The organism is Mesorhizobium sp. GbtcB19, from assembly GCF_019091085.1.
In the GTDB taxonomy this organism is placed as follows: domain Bacteria; phylum Pseudomonadota; class Alphaproteobacteria; order Rhizobiales; family Rhizobiaceae; genus Mesorhizobium.
Genome location: NZ_JAGXJY010000008.1, coordinates 77959 through 94804, shown reverse-complemented (window position 1 = coordinate 94804; position 16846 = coordinate 77959). Strand labels below are relative to the sequence as shown.

Genomic DNA, 16846 nt, shown 5'->3' with positions numbered 1-16846 from the left:
CAGCGCTTCAGGAACGCAAAATCGAAACGGTAGAACGGAACCCGCCAGACCATGCTTCAGCGCCCCAGATAAACTTCGACGACGCGCTCATCCGCCGAAACGAAATCGAGCGTGCCTTCCGACAGCACCGAGCCCTCGTGCAGGCAGGTGACCTTGACGCCGAGCTCGCGCACGAAATGCATGTCGTGCTCGACGACGACCACCGAGTGGTCGCGGGCGATGTCCTTGAGCAGGCGCGCCGTCTCCTCGGTTTCTGCGTCGGTCATGCCGGCGACCGGCTCGTCGACGAGCAAAAGCTTCGGGTCTTGCGCGAGCAGCATGCCGATCTCCAGCCATTGCTTCTGGCCGTGGCTGAGATTGGCGGCGAGCTCGTCGCGCTTGTCGCCCAGACGGATGATGCCGAGGATCTCGTCGATGCGCCGCGTCTCGGCGCTTGCCCGACGATGGAACAGCGCCGGGAAGATCGAGCGCGGGCCTTTCAGCGCCAGCATCAGATTGTCCTCGACGCTGTGGCTTTCGAAGACGGTCGGCTTCTGGAATTTTCTGCCGATGCCCATCATGGCGATCTCGGCCTCGTCGTGGCGGGTGAGATCGATCTGGCCGTCGAAGAACACCTCGCCCTCGTCGGGCCGCGTCTTGCCGGTGACGATGTCCATCATCGTCGTCTTGCCGGCGCCGTTGGGTCCGATGATGGCGCGCATCTCGCCCTTGTCGAGCACCAGCGACAGATTGTTGATGGCGCGAAAGCCGTCGAAGGAGACCGAGACGCCGTCGAGATAGAGGATGGTGTTCGACTTGCTCATGCTCGTTCACTCCGCCGGCTGCGGTTCGGGGCCGGCGGCCGACCAGGCGCCCGGCGTCCTTGCCGCCGAGCGAACGATCTTCGGCTGCGGCTCGTCTGGATCGGCGCCGGCCTCGGCGGCAAGCGAGGCCACGCGCAGCGCCTTTGCCTGGCCGCGCCAGCTGTCCCACATGCCGACGATGCCCTTGGGCAGCAGAAGCGTGACGGCGACGAACAGGCCGCCCAGCGCGAACAGCCAGAATTCCGGTAGCACACCGGTGAACCAGGATTTGCCGGCGTTGACCAGCAACGCGCCGAGGATCGGGCCGACGATGGTGCCGCGCCCGCCGACGGCGGTCCAGATCACCACCTCGATCGAATTGGCCGGCTCGAATTCGCCTGGATTGATGATGCCGACCTGCGGCACGTAGAGCGCGCCGGCAATGCCGGCCATGATCGCCGAGACGGTGAAGGCGAACAGCTTGACGTTCTCGGCCCGCCAGCCAAGGAAGCGGGTGCGGCTCTCGGCGTCGCGCACCGCCATCAGCAGCTTGCCGTATTTGGAGCGCACGATCGCCGCGGTGACGAAGACGGCGAGCGCAAGCGTCACGGCGCTCGCCGCAAACAGCGCCGAACGCGTCGCGTCGGCCTGTACGTTGAAGCCCAGAATATCCTTGAAATCGGTCAGGCCGTTATTGCCGCCGAAACCCATGTCGTTGCGGAAGAAGGCGAGCAGCAGCGCATAGGTCATCGCCTGGGTGATGATCGACAGATAGACCCCGGTGACGCGGCTGCGGAAGGCGAACCAACCGAAGACGAAGGCGAGCAGGCCGGGCACGGCAAGCACCATCGTTGCTGCGAACCAGAAATGGTCGAAGCCGTACCAGAACCAGGGCAGTTCCTTGTAGTTCAGGAACACCATGAAGTCGGGCAGGATCGGGTTGCCGTAGACGCCGCGCGAACCGATCTGGCGCATCAGATACATGCCCATCGCATAGCCGCCGAGCGCGAAGAAGGCCCCGTGGCCGAGCGAGAGGATGCCGCAATAGCCCCAGACCAGATCGAGCGCCAGCGCCAGCAGCGCATAGCAGAGATATTTGCCCACCAGCGCCACGATATAAGGCGGGATGTAGAAGGCGCTTTGCGGCGAGACCGCGAGGTTGAGCAGCGGCACGATGATGGCAGCCGCGAGCAGGGCGACGATCGTGACGGCGATGCGCCGGTCGGCGCCGAACAGGCGCTGCGTGATCATGCTTCCACCGCCCTGCCCCTGAGCGCGAACAGGCCGCGCGGGCGTTTCTGGATGAACAGGATGATCAGCACGAGCACGACGATCTTACCGAGCACGGCGCCGGCATAGGGCTCGAGGAACTTGTTGACGATGCCGAGCGAGAAGGCGCCGACCAGCGTGCCCCAGAGATTGCCGACGCCGCCGAAGACGACGACCATGAAGCTGTCGATGATGTAGCCGCGCCCGAGATTGGGCGAGACATTGTCGATCTGGCTGAGCGCCACGCCGGCGATCCCGGCAATGCCCGATCCCAGCGCGAAGGTCAGCGCGTCGACCCATGGCGTCTTGATGCCCATCGAGGCCGCCATGCGGCGGTTGGCGGTGACGGCGCGCATCTGCAGCCCCCAGGGCGTGCGCTTCATGACGTAGAGCAGCACGCCGAACACCAGGAGCGCGAACACCAGGATCCACAGCCGGTTCCAGGTGATGGCCAGTTGGCCGATAGCGAACGAACCCGACATCCAGGACGGATTGCCCACCTCCTGGTTGGTCGGCCCGAAGATGGTGCGCACCGCCTGCTGCAGGATCAACGAGACGCCCCAGGTGGCCAGAAGCGTCTCCAGCGGCCGGCCATAGAGGAAGCGGATGATGCCGCGTTCGATGGCGAGGCCGACGAGTGCTGCGACCAGGAAGGCGAGCGGCAGCGCGATGACCAGCGACCAGTCGAACAGGCCGGGGAACGAGGCGCGGATCACCTGCTGGACGACGAAGGTGGTGTAGGCGCCGAGCATCACCATCTCGCCATGCGCCATGTTGATGACGCCCATCACGCCGAAGGTGATGGCAAGCCCGATCGCCGCGAGCAACAGTACCGAGCCGAGCGAAATGCCGTACCAGATGTTCTGGCCGGCATCCCAAAATGCCAGCGTCGAATTGATACTCGCGATTGCGGCCGTCGCCGCTTCCTTGACCGCTCCGGACGCGTTGGCCTCGACGGAGGTGAGGAGCGACACCGCGTTGCGGTCGCCACGCGCACCGATCAAGGCAATTGCGGCGAGCTTGTCCGCATCGGGCTTGTCCGAAACCAGTATGGAAGCAGCACGCGCCTGCTCCAGCAAAGCCTTGACGCTCGCCACGGTTTCACTGGCGATCGCTGCGTCGAGCGGCTCGATGTTGGCGGCATCAGGTGTCTTGAACATAGTGTCGGCGGCGGCGATGCGGACAGTCGGATCCTTGGAACCAAGCGTCAGCGTGCCCAATGCATCGCGGATGGTGCGGCGCAAGGTGTTGTTGACGCCGATCTGGGTTAAGTCATCTGCGGAAGCCTCGCCCGCTGCCTCGCCGCTCAGCGGGTCGAAAAGCTGGATGCTGTCGCTCCCTTCCTTGCCGACAAACACCATCGAGTCGGCGGCGCGAATGTAAAGATTGCCTTCCGCCAACGCAGCAAGCGGCCGTTCGACAGCCGGATCGCCTGTGGCTGTCAACTCGCGAACGATAACTCCAGTCTCGGAAAAGTCCGCAGCTGTCGCGAATTTGGCGATGATGGCACGCAGATCGGCTTCCGCAGCGCCCGAGGACGACAGCGTCGTCAGCAGGAACAAAAGCGTGAGGCCAATCGCACGGAAGGTCTTCATCGGTACTTGGTGACCCTTTGAGGGTTTAATTGGCGTCCGGACGGTGGAGGAAACCGTCCGGACGCGCGCAGTCTTGGGCATGGACCTGATGGTCCAGCCCGGGAGGATCAGTTGGTGCCCTTGCCGCCGCACTTGCCGGTTTTGACATTGAAGTTGCCGCAGCTGAGCGGCGCGCGCCAATCGGAAATCAGGTCCTTGGAATCGGGCAGGTAGTCGGACCATTCGTCGCCCATCACCAGGCCCGGCGTCTTCGAGACCGTCTGGAATTGGCCATTGGCCTGGATTTCACCGATCAGCACCGGCTTCGTGATGTGGTGGTTCGGCATCATCGTCGAATAGCCGCCGGTCAGGTTCGGCACCGAAACGCCGACCATCGCGTCGATGACCTTGTCCGGATCGGTGGTGCCGGCCTTCTCGACCGCCTTCACCCACATGTTGAAGCCGATATAGTGAGCTTCCATCGGGTCGTTGGTGGTGCGCTTGTTGTTCTTGATGAACTTGTGCCAGTCGGCGATGAACTTCTTGTTCTCGGGCGTGTTGACGCTCTCGAAATAGTTCCAGGCGGCGAGATGGCCGACCAGCGGCTTTGTGTCGAGACCGGCAAGCTCTTCCTCGCCAACCGAGAAGGCCATGACCGGGATGTCCTCGGCCTTGATGCCCTGGTTGCCGAGCTCCTTGTAGAACGGCACATTGGCGTCACCGTTGACGGTCGAGACGACAGCGGTCTTCTTGCCGGCAGAGCCGAACTTCTTGATCGCCGAGACCTCGGTCTGCCAGTCGGAGAAGCCGAACGGCGTGTAGTTGACCATGATGTCCTCGGCCGGCACGCCCTTCGCCTTGAGGTAGGCTTCGAGGATCTTGTTGGTGGTGCGCGGATAGACATAGTCGGTGCCTTCGAGCACCCAGCGCTTCACCGAGCCGCCATCGGCGCTCATCAGATAGTCGACGGCCGGGATGGCCTGCTGGTTCGGAGCCGCACCGGTGTAGAACACGTTGCGCTCGCTTTCCTCGCCCTCATACTGGACCGGATAGAACAGGATGTTGTCGAGTTCCGAGAACACTGGCAGCACCGACTTGCGCGACACCGAAGTCCAGCAGCCGAACACAGCCGCGACCTTGTCCTTCGAGATCAGCTCACGCGCCTTTTCGGCGAAGAGCGGCCAGTTGGACGCAGGATCGACGACCACGGCTTCCAGTTTCTTGCCGAGCAGGCCGCCCTTGGCGTTCTGCTCGTCGATCAGCATCAGCATGGCGTCTTTCAGCGTGGTCTCCGAAATCGCCATGGTTCCCGACAGCGAATGGAGGATGCCGACCTTGATCGTGTCTTCAGCCGCCCTGGCGGAAGCCGATGCCAGCAGGCCGGCCGCGAGGACGCCCGCCGACAGGATTTTTGTTATTTTCGCGAAGTTACCCCTCATATGACACACTCCCAAGCGTGGTTGTTTGCATCGCAACATAGGCTGTGCAAGCGACGTGCCAGACGAGAATGCGCCCGCCGGAATTTCCGGATAACGAAGAGATTACAGCCGGTTATCCAGTAACCGGAAAACTTTCGGATCCGCTGCAATGCAGCAGGATTGAGAAAAGTTTACGCAGCGCTGCCTAGATTTTGCCCAAATGATAAAAATGCCTAAACTTTCAGCTGGATTGAACGCGACCCGCATTGGCCCTGTTGCGGCCCGCGGGCGAAATGGGGCAAGGTCGCCGCGCAAACGAGAGACACCATGGCCTCACGCTTCATCCTGAGTTTCCTGCTTCTGCTTTCCGCCGCAGGCGGCGCGCGCGCCGATTTCGCCGACGGCAAGCTGCCCGACGGCGCCTATCACTGCGAGGTCTATCTGCTCGGCCTGTTCCTCGATCTCGGCGTAATCACCATCAAGGGCAGCCTCTATAGCGGCCCGGTGACCTTCGGCGCCACCCCGCAAGCCTACGACTATCAGATGAACCCGAATGGCGAGATCACCTGGCTTGGCCCGCTCGGCGGCTACACCAGCGGCGGCAATTCGATCTCGATGACCCAGGCGACGCTGGATGACCCGAGCGGCCCCTCCTTCGACATCATCATGAAGCAGCAGGACGGCGCCTTCACCGCCTCGACCTGCACCAGGAAATAGCCGTGTCGACAGACAGCGACCGCGCTGCCCCGGGTCGTCACCCGAAATAGCGCTCGCCATGTCATCGGAATGTTGCCGAAGCGCCTTAGGCAGCGCGTGTCGTCAACATCCACCGAGAGGCAGACACGATGGCCAATTCTCCGTCTTCACCCTCCCCTGTTATCCGCGACGTCATTGCCGCGCGCGTCTCGCGCCGCGAACTCCTCAAGAGCGGCCTTGCATCCGGCGCGTTGATTGCCGGCGGCAGCTTTGTCGGCTCCTTGTTTGCCGGCGAAACACATGCCGCGACAGCCCAATCCACCCTCGGTTTTCCCGAGCTGAAGCGGGTCTACGACAAGACTCACGCCGCCGCCGACGGCTATGAAACCACCATCGTCGCCCGCTGGGGCGATCCGCTCGCGGCCGGCCTGGCCGAGTTCGACGGCAACAGGGTCGCCGCGGACGAACAGGAAAAGCGCTTCGGCTATAATTGCGACTACATCGCCTTCATGCCGCTGCCCAAGGGTTCGGTGAACTCCGACCATGGCTTGCTCTGCGTCAACAACGAGTACATCTCGCCGAACGTGATGTTCCCCGGCATGACCGAGGACGGCGCCAGCAAGACGATGACCAAGGAACAGGTCGATCTCGGCCTCGCCGCCATGGGCCATTCGATCGTCGAGGTGATGCTGAAGGACGGCAAGTGGCAGACCGTCGAGGACAGCCCGCTCAACCGCCGCATCACCGCCAACACCGAAATGACCGTTTCCGGGCCGGCCGCCGGCCATGTCCTGCTGCAGACCTCGGCCGACGCGAGCGGCAAGAAGGTGCTCGGCACCAGCTACAATTGCAGCGGCGGCGTCACGCCCTGGGGCACGGTGCTGACCTGCGAGGAAGGCGTCTCCGACCTGTTCGGCGGCGACCCGAAGAAAGCGCCGACCGCCGACATCCTCGACCGCTACGGCTTCGACGGTTCCGACATTTACGGCCGCGGCCGCTTCCATGATCGCTTCAACATCGACAAGGAGCCGAACGAGCCGAACCGCTTCGACTGGGTGGTCGAAATCGATCCCTACGATCCGCGGTCGAAGCCGGTGAAGCGCACCGCGCTCGGCCGCATGTCGCACGAAGCCTCGACCGTCATGCGCAACAAGGATGGCCGCATCGTCGTCTACATGGGCGACGACGACTATTTCGAATACATGTACCGCTTCGTCTCGGCCAAGGCCTACGATCCGGCGAACCCGGCTTCGGCCAAGGATCTGCTGGATGACGGCGTGCTCTCGGTGGCGCGTTTCGATGCCGACGGCACAATGAGCTGGCTGCAGCTGGTCCACGGCCAGGGCAAGCTCACCGCCGAGAACGGTTTTGCCGACCAGGCCGAGGTGCTGCTGAAGACCCGCCTTGCCGCGGACGCGCTCGGCGCCACACCGATGGACCGGCCGGAAGACATCGAGACCAACCCGGTCACCGGCCGCGTCTATGCCGTCATGACCAAGAACAAGAAACGCGACGAATCCAAAGTCAACCCGGCCAACACGCGGCCGGAAAATCTCTGGGGCCACATCGTCGAGCTGATCCCGCCGGGCGGCCACGGCGCTGAGGCCGACCATACCGCCGACAAATATGCCTGGGACCTGTTCGTGCTTTGCGGCAATCCCAGGGATGCCAAGGTCGGCGCCACCTTCCATCCCGAGACATCGGACAATGGCTGGTTCGTCTGCCCCGACAACATCACCTTCGATCCTGCCGGCCGGCTGTGGGTGGCGACCGACGGCGCCAACGACTTCGACCTGCCGGACGGCGTCTATGGCGTCGATACCGAAGGCGCCGCGCGCGGCCTGCCAAAACTGCTCTTCACCTGCCCGCACGGCGCCGAGGCGACCGGGCCCTGTTTTACCCCTGATGGCACGACGCTGTTCCTCTCTGTCCAGCATCCGTCCGAGGATGCCGAAACGCTCGACAAGGCGCAGTCGCTGTGGCCCGACTTCAAGGACGGCCAGCCGCCGCGCCCCTCGGTCGTCGCCATCCGCCGCAAGGACGGCCAGCCGGTCGGCGCCTGAGGCGAGCGCGCGGCCGCATAAAAAAGGCGCGGAACCCTCGCGGGTCCCGCGCCAGCAGGCAGTCGGGAGGTCAAATAGTTTTCGCCGACATCTGCGCGGCGATGTAGTCGGCCTGGCGGATCGCCAGGGTCACGATGGTCAGCGTCGGGTTCTCCGCCGCGCCGCTGGTGAACTGGCTGCCGTCGGAGACGAACAGGTTCTTGATGTCGTGCGACTGGCCGTGCTTGTTGACGACGCCATCCTCCGCTTTCTCGCTCATCCGGTTGGTGCCGAGATTGTGGGTGGAGGGATAAGGCGGCGTCGGGAAGGTCCTGGTCGCGCCGACCGCGGCATAGAGCGCCTGGCCTTGGCTGTAGGCATGGTTGCGCATTGCCTCGTCGTTCGGGTGGTCGTCGAAATGGACGTCGGCGATCGGCATGCCGTGCTCGTCCTTTTCGTCCTTGTGCAGCGTGATGCGGTTCTCCTCGCGCGGCATGTCCTCGCCGACGATCCATAGGCCCGCCATATGGTCATAATGGTCGAGCGCCGTGGTGAAGGAACGGCCCCAGCCGCCCGGGTTGAGAAAAGCTGCCATGAAGGGCAGTCCGAGTGACAGCGTCTCCATCTCGTAGCCGCCGACGAAGCCGCGTGACGGATCGTGGCGCGCCTCGTCACGGATGATGCCGGCCATGGTGGTGCCGCGATACATGTGCACCGGCTTGTCGAAGATGGCGTAGACCGAACCGGTGGTGTGGCGCATGTAGTTCTTGCCCACCTGTCCGGACGAATTGGCGAGCCCATGCGGGAACTTGCTCGATTCCGAATTGAGCAGCAGCCGCGGACTCTCGATCGAATTGCCGGCAACCGCGACGATGCGGGCCTTCTGTTCCTGCAGCTTGCCGTCCTTGTCGGCATAGACGACGCCGGTCACCTTGCCTGACGCATCATGGTTGATCTTGATCACCATGGAGTTCGGCCGCACCTCGAGATGCCCCGTCGCCTCGCCCTTGGGGATTTCGGTGTAGAGCGTCGACCATTTGGCGCCCCATTTGCAGCCCTGGAAGCAGAAGCCGGTCTGCTGGCAGGAATTGCGGTCGTCGCGCTCCACCGAATTGATGGCCATGTTGCCGGTGTGGCATTCCTTGTAGCCGAGCTTGTCGGCGCCGGCCTTGAGCACCTTGAAATTGTTGTTGCCCGGCAGGCGCGGCCAGTTGTTGGTGCCGGTGACGCCCATCTTGGCTTCCGCCTTGGCGTAATAGGGCTCCATCTCGGCCAGCGTCACCGGCCAGTCGACAAGGTTCGCGCCCTTGACCTTGCCGTAGGTCGTGGCCGCCTTGAACTCATGCTCCTGGAAGCGCAGCGAGGCCCCCGCCCAGTGCGTGGTCGAGCCGCCGACCGATTTGACGATCCAGGCCGGCAGGTTCGGGAAATCCTTGGCGACGCGCCAGTCGCCCGAAGTGGTGCGCTTGTCCTTCCAGGCGAGCTGGGCAAAGGAATCCCACTCGTCGTTGACGAAGTCCTCGAGTTCGTGGCGGGCGCCCGCCTCGAGGATGACGACGTCGATGCCTTTCTGCGCCAATTCGTTGCCAAGCGTGCCGCCGCCGGCGCCCGAGCCGATGATGACGACCACGCCGTCGTTCTTGAGATCAAATGATGCTGCCATGGTTTCCTCCCATGAAATCTATCGAAAAGCGGTTCAGGGCAGAGCGGCTCAGAGCCACTCGATGTCGTTGAAGCCGCGCGCGATGTAGCCGCCCTTGGAATAGGACTCGCCCTCATAGCCGAAGATCGGCCACACCTCCTTCTGGTTGTAGAGGCTGACGACGAGGCCGCCGCGAACCGCCTGGAAGAAGGGCGTCTTCTCGATATCGGTGAGCAGCGCCACCCGCTGCTCTTCCCAACCAAGCCCGCGATAGCCGCCCTTGCCGGCCTTCTTGTCGAGCTCGGCGATGCCCTTCTCGATCAGCTCCTTGTGGGCCGGATCCTTGGCGGCCGTCTCGTCATGGCCCTTGACGGCGATGGCGTAGTACTTGTCCGGTACCTGGTCGTGCGGGTAGATGTCGCGCGCCACCTGGATCAGCGTTGCCATCGTCTCGGGCTTCAGCGCCGCGGTTTCGAGACCCCAGGCATGCTCGGGGCTGATGACGGCGCTGCCCGAGATGATGAGCAGCGCGCCCGCGCCGCCGCGCTTGAGAAGCTCGCGCCGCGAAAGCCCGATCTTCTTCTCGTGGACGGGCCTCTGTTCGTAGACTGTAACCATGATTTCCTCCCTGCTTGCTGTTCGCACCCCTTGAAGAGTGCCGTTGCTGGCGCCGCGCTCCTCCGCGCGGCAATATCCCCTATTGGAAGCGCCCCCCTCTCTGCAGGACCTCGATCTTGTAGCCGTCGGGATCCTCGATGAAGAAGAAGCGGGCGATCGGCGCCCCGTCATGGTTGAACTCGACGATCTTCTTCGGATTGAAGCCGAGCGCGCCGATCCGGTCGTGCTCGCTGTCGAGATCGGTAACCGAAACGGCGAGATGGCCGTAGCCGTCGCCGAGCGCATAAGGCTCCGTGCGCCCCTTGTTCACCGTCAGCTCTACCTCGAACGGCGAGTCGGCGTTGCTGAGATAGACGAGCGTGAAGGTCTCGAAATCGAGCCGTTGCGCGACCTTGAGGCCGAAGGCCTTATTGTAGAAATCGACGGAACGCTCCTCGTCGAGTACCCTGATCATGGAATGGATGGTCTTCGCCAAATCGGACTCCGCGGCTTTTGGTGCTCACGGAAACGATTATGCGCGCCGGCGAAAAAAGGTGGTGGCAGCCGATTACCACGCATAGGACTGGAAAACGGCTAGTCTCGCGCCAGTTTGATTGCGTGTCGCCCAAAAGTGTGACGCGGTTTTGGGAGAACGACACGCATCGAAGCAAGACCTTAAAGCGCACCGCTGCTTCGGCGCGGCGCGCTTTAAGGACGAAAGTCCGATTGCCGTAGCCGGCCATCGGATCGAAGATGACAAACGCAGGCAGTGTTCAAAAAGGCGCCAGCCGGCCAATCGGCGCCCAAGATAACAAGAATGGGAGGTAGCGATGTGCAGAGTCTTTGCCGGGCAGGACCCGGAGGGCTATCGGCAGATCAATCGGTCGATCCGCATCGACGGTCACTCGACCAGCATCCAGCTCGAAGCGACATTCTGGGATCTTCTTGACGAGATCGCCGACAGCCAGGGACTGACGACGCCGAAATTCATCTCGAAACTCTATGACGAGGCGATCGAGATCAACGGCCAGATCCCGAACTTCGCTTCCATGCTGCGCACGACCTGCGCGCTCTATCTGCGCGGCCACAGGCCAAGCGCCGAGGAGCAGAGCGCATTGAAGCGGGAAGCCGCCTAACTGGCCGTCGCGACTTCGAGCGCCAGCCGGGTCATATCGGTGAAGAGCGCCTGGCGTTCCGAATAGTCGGTCAGCTCGCCGGTGGCGATATGATCGACGACGGTCAGCAGCGACAAGGCGCGCGCGCCGAACTGCGCCGCAATCCGATAAAGCGCGCTGGTCTCCATATCGACCGCCAGCGCTCCGAGCGCCCTCGGCTCGTCGAAGCGAGCGCGGCCATCGGGATGGTGGAACACGTCGCTGCAGATCGTCAGTCCCGCGCTACAGGCGATGCCTAGATCGGCCGCGCATTGCAGGGCCAGCCTATGCAGCGCCTGGTCGGGCCCCGCCGGCTCGTAAAGTCCGAACACCTGCCCGCTGATCGGCCCTTCGGCCCGCACCGCGCTGGAGATCACGACACCGCGCAGCGCCACATCTTCCGACAAGCCGCCGCAAGTGCCGGTCCGGATCAGCGTCTTCACGCCATGATAGTCGAGCAATTCATGGGCGTAGATCAGGAACGACGAAACGCCGATGCCGGTTGCCTGGATGCTGACCGGCTTGCCGCGGAACCGGCCGGTGAAGCCCAGCGCGCCCCTTCGGCGGTTGACGCAGCGCGGTGCCTCAATAAAGGTCTCCGCCATCCATTGGGCGCGCTCGGGGTCGCCGGGCAACAGCACAGTTTCGGCATAATCGCCCCTGCCCGCCTCGATATGCGGCGTCACGCGCTACCACCCCCATGATAGACCCATCCGACCGCCATCATGGCAGGGCTGCCGCAATGCGCAAGCGATAGCTGATTTAGAAGCAATTCCAGCGACGTGTAAGACGTTCAAGCCTGGCGACTTCGCGGTGGTCTCCCGTCCAGAGCGGCGTCATACCGCTCAGGATTCCAGCACGTCCTTGACGATCGTCGCCAGCTGCTTGAGCGAGAACGGTTTCGGCAGGAAGCCGAAATGCGCCTCGGCCGGCAGGTTCTTGGCAAAGGCGTCCTCGGCATAGCCTGAAACGAACACGAATTTGATGTCCGGCTGGCGCTTGCGCAGCTCGCCCAGCAATGTCGGCCCATCCATCTCCGGCATCACCACGTCGGACACCACGATGTCGACCTTGCCGCCAAGCGCCTCGAACACTTCCAGCGCCTCGACGCCGGACGACGCCTCGTGGACGGTGTAGCCACGCGAGGTCAGCGCCCTGACACCGCCCATGCGCACGGCGTCTTCATCTTCGACCAGAAGCACGGTGGCCGAGCCGGAAAGATCCTTCGCCGTGTCGGCCGACTTGGCCGAAACCGCCGCGGTCGCCGGCGCCTCGCCAGGCTCGGCCGGTTTCTTCGCCTCGGCGATGTGGCGCGGCAGGAAAATTCGGAACACCGTGCCCTTGCCCACTTCGGAATCGCAGAAGATGAAGCCACCGGTCTGCTTGATGATGCCGTAGACCATCGACAGGCCGAGACCGGTCCCCTTGCCCACTTCCTTGGTCGTGAAGAACGGCTCGAAGATCTTCTTCAGCACGTCGGGCGCGATGCCGCTGCCGGTGTCCTCGACGTCGACGAGCACGTAGTCGGCCGGCGTCAGCTCGCGATAGGCGAAGGATTTGCATTCGTCGGCGGTGACGTTGCGGGTGCGCACGGTGAGATCGCCGCCGCTCGGCATGGCGTCGCGCGCATTGACGGCGAGGTTGACCACCACCTGCTCGAACTGGCCGATATCGACCTTGACCGGCCAGAGATCCCGGCCATGGTCGATCTTCAGCTTGATGTCGTTGCCGACCAGGCGGGCGAGCAGCATCCTGAGATCGGCCAGGACATCGGTCAGGTTGAGCACTTCCGGCCGCAGCGTCTGCTTGCGCGAGAAGGCCAGCAACTGCCGCACCAGCGAGGCGGCCCGATTGGCGTTCTGCTTGATGTTCATGATGTCGGGGAAGGACGGATCCGACGGCCGGTGGTTGGTCAAGAGGAGATCGGACGCCATGATGATGGCGGTGAGCACGTTGTTGAAGTCATGCGCGATGCCGCCGGCGAGCTGGCCGACCGCCTGCATCTTCTGGCTCTGCGCCATCTGGCCCTCGAGCGCCTTCTGCTCGGTGGTCTCGACCGCGTAGACGATCGCCGATTCCTCCGCGCCCTCGCTCCCCGCGCTGTCGGCGACGGCGTTGACGTAGAAGCGGATGTGGCGCTCCTCGTTGCCGGGCAGCACGGAATCGATCGGTTCGATATTGGCCTGCCGCTGCCGCGCCTTCTCGAAGGCCGCGGCGAAACCCGGCCGGTCGCGCTCGTGGACGATGGTCTCGAAGCGCACCCGCCGGTCGACGGCGTCGCGGTCGACCACCGACGAAAACAGCTGCAGGAACGGCGCATTGGTGCGCAGGATGCGCCCGCTGGCATCGACGCCGGCAATCGCCATCGGCGTCGAATTGAAGAAGCGCGTGAAGCGGACCTCGGAAGCCCTGAGTTCGGCGGAAGCGTCCTCGCCCTGGGTGCGGTTGAGCACGATCGTGCGGGTCGGGCCGTTGACGCCTTCGCGGCTTGCCGAGACCCGATGCATGAAACGCACCGGCAGCGCCTGGCCGCTCATGGTGGTGAGGTCGAGGTCGATGACGGCGTTGCGCGTGGTGCCAGGATCGGCCTTGACCGAGCGGACCAGCGCCATGCCGTCGCCGGCGATGATTTCCGGCAGCGTGATGGCGCCCGGCGTGAAGCTGGCAAGGTCGATGCCCAGCCACTCGGCAAGCGTGGCGTTGATATAGGTGACGCGGCCTTCCTGGTCGGCCGAAAAGAAGCCGGCCGGCGCATGGTCGAGATGGTCGATGGCCTTCTGCAGATCGAGGAAGAAGCGCTCCTGCTCAGCACGCTCCTGCGAAATGTCGGCGAGCTGCCAGGCCAGCATCGGCAGCCTTTGCCCGGGCATGCTGAAGGCGCGGGCACGCGCCCGATACCAGCGCGCGCCGGGCTCGGCGCCGGGCTTGATCGACTGCGCCAGCCGGAACTCGCCGTCGCCCGACTGGCCGTCGCGCAGGCCGGACGCCAGCCGGTAGATCGTCATCGAGGCTTCGGGAACGTCCGACAGCAGCCCTTCGACGGTTTTGAGATCTTCCGCCGAGGCGGCACCAGTCATGTCGGCATAGGCGCGGTTGGCATAGACGACGCGGCCCTTGGTGTCGGTGACCAGGAGACCCTGCGACATCGAGTCGACGAAGGCTTTCGACAATTCATCGCCGGTTGAACGCGGCGCGATCTGCACGAAGCCGATCGCGGTCGCGAACAGGAAACCGACACCGATCATGGCGAGCACACCGAGCATGCCGAGCAAGAAAGGATCGCCGAGGCGCTCGCGAAACAGTCCGAAGACGATCGCGGCGCCGGTCAGCACGACGATGAAGACGATCAGCCTGGTGACGGCGCCCGGACGCGTGTTCTGGTCGACGATCGGTACCGGATAGAAATCGCCGCGCGCTTCCTTGGCCATGTTCCCCCTGCTCGTGATTCCGGTGTCCCGATGGGCGCGGACGGCCGGTTGAATCACATTCTCCTGTAGCGGAAAAGGCCCCGGCGGCAAATGTCCGATAAAATCAAATGATTCATGTTTCAAACTGTTCACGATGGGTGATGTGAACTTGCGGCGGGCCGCCACCACGGTCTAGTGTCGCCTCACCTTGAGAGGCGATTGGGTGCACCGATGCTGCAGTGGCTGGATAGCGTGGCGGGTCCGGGTTATGTCGCTGCAATCCTGTGGACGTTTGCAGCCCTCATTTTGCTTGTCGTCGTCCTGCTCGTCATCAAGGTTGTGCGCAACCTGACCTTCGGCACGTTCGTGGCTGGCGGCAGGAACCGCAAGACGCGCCTCGCGGTCATGGACGCCACCGCCGTCGACAGCCATCGCAGGCTGGTTCTGGTACGCCGCGACGACATTGAGCACCTGATCCTGATCGGCGGACCGACCGATGTCGTGGTCGAGCGCGATATCAGGCTGGCCGCGCCGCGCCGGCCGGCGCTGACCGGCGACAGCGGCCAGCAGCAGGCAGGCGCCGCGCAACGCCCGCGCGCGCCGCAACCGGCGCCGGCTCCCGCACCTGCGCCCGTCAGGCAGGCGCCGCCGCCCGCCACGCAGCCAGCGGCCGCCACACGGCCACGCCCGCCGACGCCCGCTCCCGCGCCGAAGCCGGTGGCGCCGAGCCAACCAACAGCAAAGGTCATGCCGTTGCCGAGCTATGGGACGACGAACGGCAGCGCCAGATACACGCCGCCCTCAAACGATTCCATCGACGATACGCTGATGCACGAGCTGGAGACCTCTCTCGACGACCAGCACTCGCAACAGGCGGTCAGCAAACCGGCGCCCAAGCCCTCGCTCGACGACGAGATGACCAAGCTTCTTGGCGAACTGGGCAGCCACAAGCGCTGACCTTACGGCAGCTTGCCGGCACAAGTGAACTTGTCCGGGCCTTGAGCACCGGAAACAAAAATGGCCGGAAACCCGGCCATTTGCTATTTTGTTGGCTATCCAGCCCACGTCAGTCGTCGCGGTAGACCTTCTCGCGGCGCTCGTGGCGCTCCTGCGCCTCGATCGACAGCGTTGCGATCGGGCGGGCGTCGAGCCGCTTCAGCGCGATCGGTTCGCCGGTTTCCTCGCAGTAGCCGTAGGTGCCTTCGTCGATGCGCTGGAGCGCGGAGTCGATTTTCGAGATGAGCTTGCGCTGGCGGTCGCGGGCGCGCAATTCGATGGCGCGGTCGGTTTCGGAGGATGCGCGATCGGCGAGGTCGGGGTGGTTGGCGTTTTCCTGCTGCAGGATTTCTAGGGTTTCGCGTGCTTCGCGGAGAATGTCGTTCTTCCAAGTGATTAGCTTCTGGCGGAAGTACGATTTTTGCCGTTCATTCATGAACGGCTCGTCTTCGGAGGGTACGTAATCGGCGGTAACGATGTCGTTCATTCGACTCACCCAACAACCCCAAATTTGGCGCCTATATATTCGGGGACAAGAGCCTGCACAAGCGCTATCGGCGAGAGTTTCACGCAATTGTTAGTCTCGCATCGGCAGCCTCAGCGACAACGTTGTTTCAACGCGAGAAAACGAATTCGCACGTGATTCGTTGCAGTCGCCGGTGTCGACCATTGTGCATGGCGCGGTTCTGGTGACTAATCGCGCTTTGCCAGGAAGGCAGCGCCATGGGGGTCCGGTTGAGCAGACTTTATCTGTTGCGGCACGCCAAAGCCGGCTGGGCAATGCCCGGCGTGCGCGATTTCGACCGCCCGCTCGACGAATCGGGCATGGCCGACGCCGAAGCGATCGGCGAAGCCATGCGTGCCCGCAATTACGTGCCGGACGTCACCCTTTGCTCCAACGCCAAGCGGGCCAGGCAGACGCTGGAAGGCCTGGCGGGGCGCACCGACACCGGCCGTGTCCTGTTCTTCGACACGCTCTACAGCGAGGATGCGGCCGGCTATCTCGACATCATCCGAAAAAATGGCGGCGCCGACTCGCTGCTGGTGATCGGCCACAACCCCATGACCGAAGACCTGGCCATGGCGGTGTCGGGCGATGGCGAGGAGGCGGCGCGCGGCATGATGAACCACGGTTTTCCGACCTCCGGCCTCGCCGTGGTGCGCTTTCCCGGCAATCTTGCCGAAGCAGCGCAAGGCAACGGCTATCTCGAAGCCTTTCTCACACCCGCCGACCTCTGAGGCCATTTCAAACGCACAGCCCAGCGCCTA

15 protein-coding genes are annotated in these 16846 nt (G+C 63.7%); 5 read left to right on the top strand and 10 right to left on the bottom strand.

All coding sequences use genetic code 11. From position 1 onward, the window contains the following. Positions 1-56: 56 nt before the first annotated feature. From urtD to urtA, 4 genes are all read right to left on the bottom strand, one after another. The gene (gene urtD, locus KVT37_RS15910) at positions 57-803 is read right to left on the bottom strand and encodes an urea ABC transporter ATP-binding protein UrtD (RefSeq protein ID WP_217574629.1); all 747 of its coding nucleotides are present in this window, start codon (positions 801-803) and stop codon (positions 57-59) included. A gap of 6 nt (positions 804-809) precedes the next feature. Beyond that, positions 810-2033 carry an urea ABC transporter permease subunit UrtC gene (urtC, locus tag KVT37_RS15905; protein WP_217574627.1) on the bottom strand — a complete coding sequence of 408 codons (1224 nt, stop codon included), beginning with the start codon at positions 2031-2033 and terminating at the stop codon, positions 810-812. Next, a complete protein-coding gene (gene urtB, locus KVT37_RS15900; RefSeq protein WP_217574625.1) occupies positions 2030-3646 on the bottom strand; it encodes an urea ABC transporter permease subunit UrtB in 1617 nt (538 codons plus the stop codon). The genes urtC and urtB overlap by 4 nt, the downstream gene beginning before the upstream one ends. Before the next feature lie 107 nt (positions 3647-3753). Next, positions 3754-5064, bottom strand: coding sequence for an urea ABC transporter substrate-binding protein (gene urtA, locus KVT37_RS15895; protein ID WP_217574623.1), 1311 nt, complete (start codon positions 5062-5064; stop codon positions 3754-3756). 306 nt (positions 5065-5370) lie between these two features. On the opposite strand from urtA, the gene KVT37_RS15890 reads away from it, so the two are divergent. Then, positions 5371-5760, top strand: a complete 390-nt coding sequence (locus tag KVT37_RS15890) for a hypothetical protein (RefSeq protein WP_217574621.1) — start codon at positions 5371-5373, stop codon at positions 5758-5760. Between the two features lie 128 nt (positions 5761-5888). Next, the gene (locus tag KVT37_RS15885; RefSeq protein WP_217574618.1) at positions 5889-7802 is read left to right on the top strand and encodes a PhoX family phosphatase; all 1914 of its coding nucleotides are present in this window, start codon (positions 5889-5891) and stop codon (positions 7800-7802) included. Positions 7803-7872: 70 nt separating this feature from the next. Here the strand turns inward: KVT37_RS15885 and KVT37_RS15880 are convergent, their stop codons facing one another. The 3 genes from KVT37_RS15880 to KVT37_RS15870 all read right to left on the bottom strand — a co-directional run bounded on the left by KVT37_RS15880 (position 7873) and on the right by KVT37_RS15870 (position 10516). Continuing rightward, complete coding sequence (locus KVT37_RS15880; RefSeq protein ID WP_217574616.1) at positions 7873-9444, bottom strand: GMC family oxidoreductase; 1572 nt, start codon at positions 9442-9444, stop codon at positions 7873-7875. A gap of 48 nt (positions 9445-9492) precedes the next feature. Then, positions 9493-10041: a gluconate 2-dehydrogenase subunit 3 family protein gene (locus KVT37_RS15875; protein WP_217574614.1), complete on the bottom strand. Its 549-nt coding sequence runs from the start codon at positions 10039-10041 to the stop codon at positions 9493-9495. Positions 10042-10120: 79 nt separating this feature from the next. Continuing rightward, on the bottom strand, positions 10121-10516 hold the full coding sequence (locus KVT37_RS15870) for a VOC family protein (protein ID WP_217574612.1): 396 nt from the start codon (positions 10514-10516) through the stop codon (positions 10121-10123). A 334-nt stretch (positions 10517-10850) separates the two neighbouring features. Between KVT37_RS15870 and KVT37_RS15865 the strand changes: the two genes are divergently transcribed. Next, a complete protein-coding gene (locus KVT37_RS15865; protein WP_217574610.1) occupies positions 10851-11156 on the top strand; it encodes a ribbon-helix-helix domain-containing protein in 306 nt (101 codons plus the stop codon). Here the strand turns inward: KVT37_RS15865 and KVT37_RS15860 are convergent. Both KVT37_RS15860 and cckA read right to left on the bottom strand, forming a co-directional pair. Beyond that, the gene (locus tag KVT37_RS15860) at positions 11153-11860 is read right to left on the bottom strand and encodes a purine-nucleoside phosphorylase (RefSeq protein WP_217574608.1); all 708 of its coding nucleotides are present in this window, start codon (positions 11858-11860) and stop codon (positions 11153-11155) included. The two genes, KVT37_RS15865 and KVT37_RS15860, sit on opposite strands and share 4 nt — an antisense overlap. A 159-nt stretch (positions 11861-12019) precedes the next feature. Then, positions 12020-14602 (bottom strand): cell cycle histidine kinase CckA, encoded by a 2583-nt coding sequence (gene cckA, locus KVT37_RS15855; RefSeq protein ID WP_217574606.1) that lies wholly within the window; start codon positions 14600-14602, stop codon positions 12020-12022. A gap of 210 nt (positions 14603-14812) precedes the next feature. On the opposite strand from cckA, the gene KVT37_RS15850 reads away from it, so the two are divergent. After that, positions 14813-15538 carry a flagellar biosynthetic protein FliO gene (locus tag KVT37_RS15850; protein WP_217574604.1) on the top strand — a complete coding sequence of 242 codons (726 nt, stop codon included), beginning with the start codon at positions 14813-14815 and terminating at the stop codon, positions 15536-15538. 109 nt (positions 15539-15647) lie between these two features. Here KVT37_RS15850 and dksA read toward each other — a convergent pair whose 3' ends face one another. After that, positions 15648-16064, bottom strand: a complete 417-nt coding sequence (dksA, locus tag KVT37_RS15845; RefSeq protein WP_040972254.1) for an RNA polymerase-binding protein DksA — start codon at positions 16062-16064, stop codon at positions 15648-15650. A 248-nt stretch (positions 16065-16312) separates the two neighbouring features. On the opposite strand from dksA, the gene KVT37_RS15840 reads away from it, so the two are divergent. Then, entirely contained in the window at positions 16313-16816 is a 504-nt protein-coding gene (locus tag KVT37_RS15840) for a histidine phosphatase family protein (RefSeq protein WP_217574602.1), read from the top strand. Positions 16817-16846 lie beyond the last annotated feature (30 nt).

Excerpts from the sequence above, each read along its gene's own strand:
- urtD (WP_217574629.1), bottom strand. The coding sequence starts at position 803 with ATGAGCAAGTCGAACACCATCCTCTATCTCGACGGCGTCTCGGTCTCC.
- urtB (WP_217574625.1), bottom strand. The coding sequence starts at position 3,646 with ATGAAGACCTTCCGTGCGATTGGCCTCACGCTTTTGTTCCTGCTGACG.
- urtC (WP_217574627.1), bottom strand. The coding sequence starts at position 2,033 with ATGATCACGCAGCGCCTGTTCGGCGCCGACCGGCGCATCGCCGTCACG.
- KVT37_RS15880 (WP_217574616.1), bottom strand. The coding sequence starts at position 9,444 with ATGGCAGCATCATTTGATCTCAAGAACGACGGCGTGGTCGTCATCATC.
- KVT37_RS15850 (WP_217574604.1), top strand. The coding sequence starts at position 14,813 with ATGCTGCAGTGGCTGGATAGCGTGGCGGGTCCGGGTTATGTCGCTGCA.
- cckA (WP_217574606.1), bottom strand. The coding sequence starts at position 14,602 with ATGGCCAAGGAAGCGCGCGGCGATTTCTATCCGGTACCGATCGTCGAC.
- dksA (WP_040972254.1), bottom strand. The coding sequence starts at position 16,064 with ATGAACGACATCGTTACCGCCGATTACGTACCCTCCGAAGACGAGCCG.
- KVT37_RS15890 (WP_217574621.1), top strand. The coding sequence starts at position 5,371 with ATGGCCTCACGCTTCATCCTGAGTTTCCTGCTTCTGCTTTCCGCCGCA.
- urtA (WP_217574623.1), bottom strand. The coding sequence starts at position 5,064 with ATGAGGGGTAACTTCGCGAAAATAACAAAAATCCTGTCGGCGGGCGTC.
- KVT37_RS15875 (WP_217574614.1), bottom strand. The coding sequence starts at position 10,041 with ATGGTTACAGTCTACGAACAGAGGCCCGTCCACGAGAAGAAGATCGGG.
- KVT37_RS15885 (WP_217574618.1), top strand. The coding sequence starts at position 5,889 with ATGGCCAATTCTCCGTCTTCACCCTCCCCTGTTATCCGCGACGTCATT.
- KVT37_RS15865 (WP_217574610.1), top strand. The coding sequence starts at position 10,851 with ATGTGCAGAGTCTTTGCCGGGCAGGACCCGGAGGGCTATCGGCAGATC.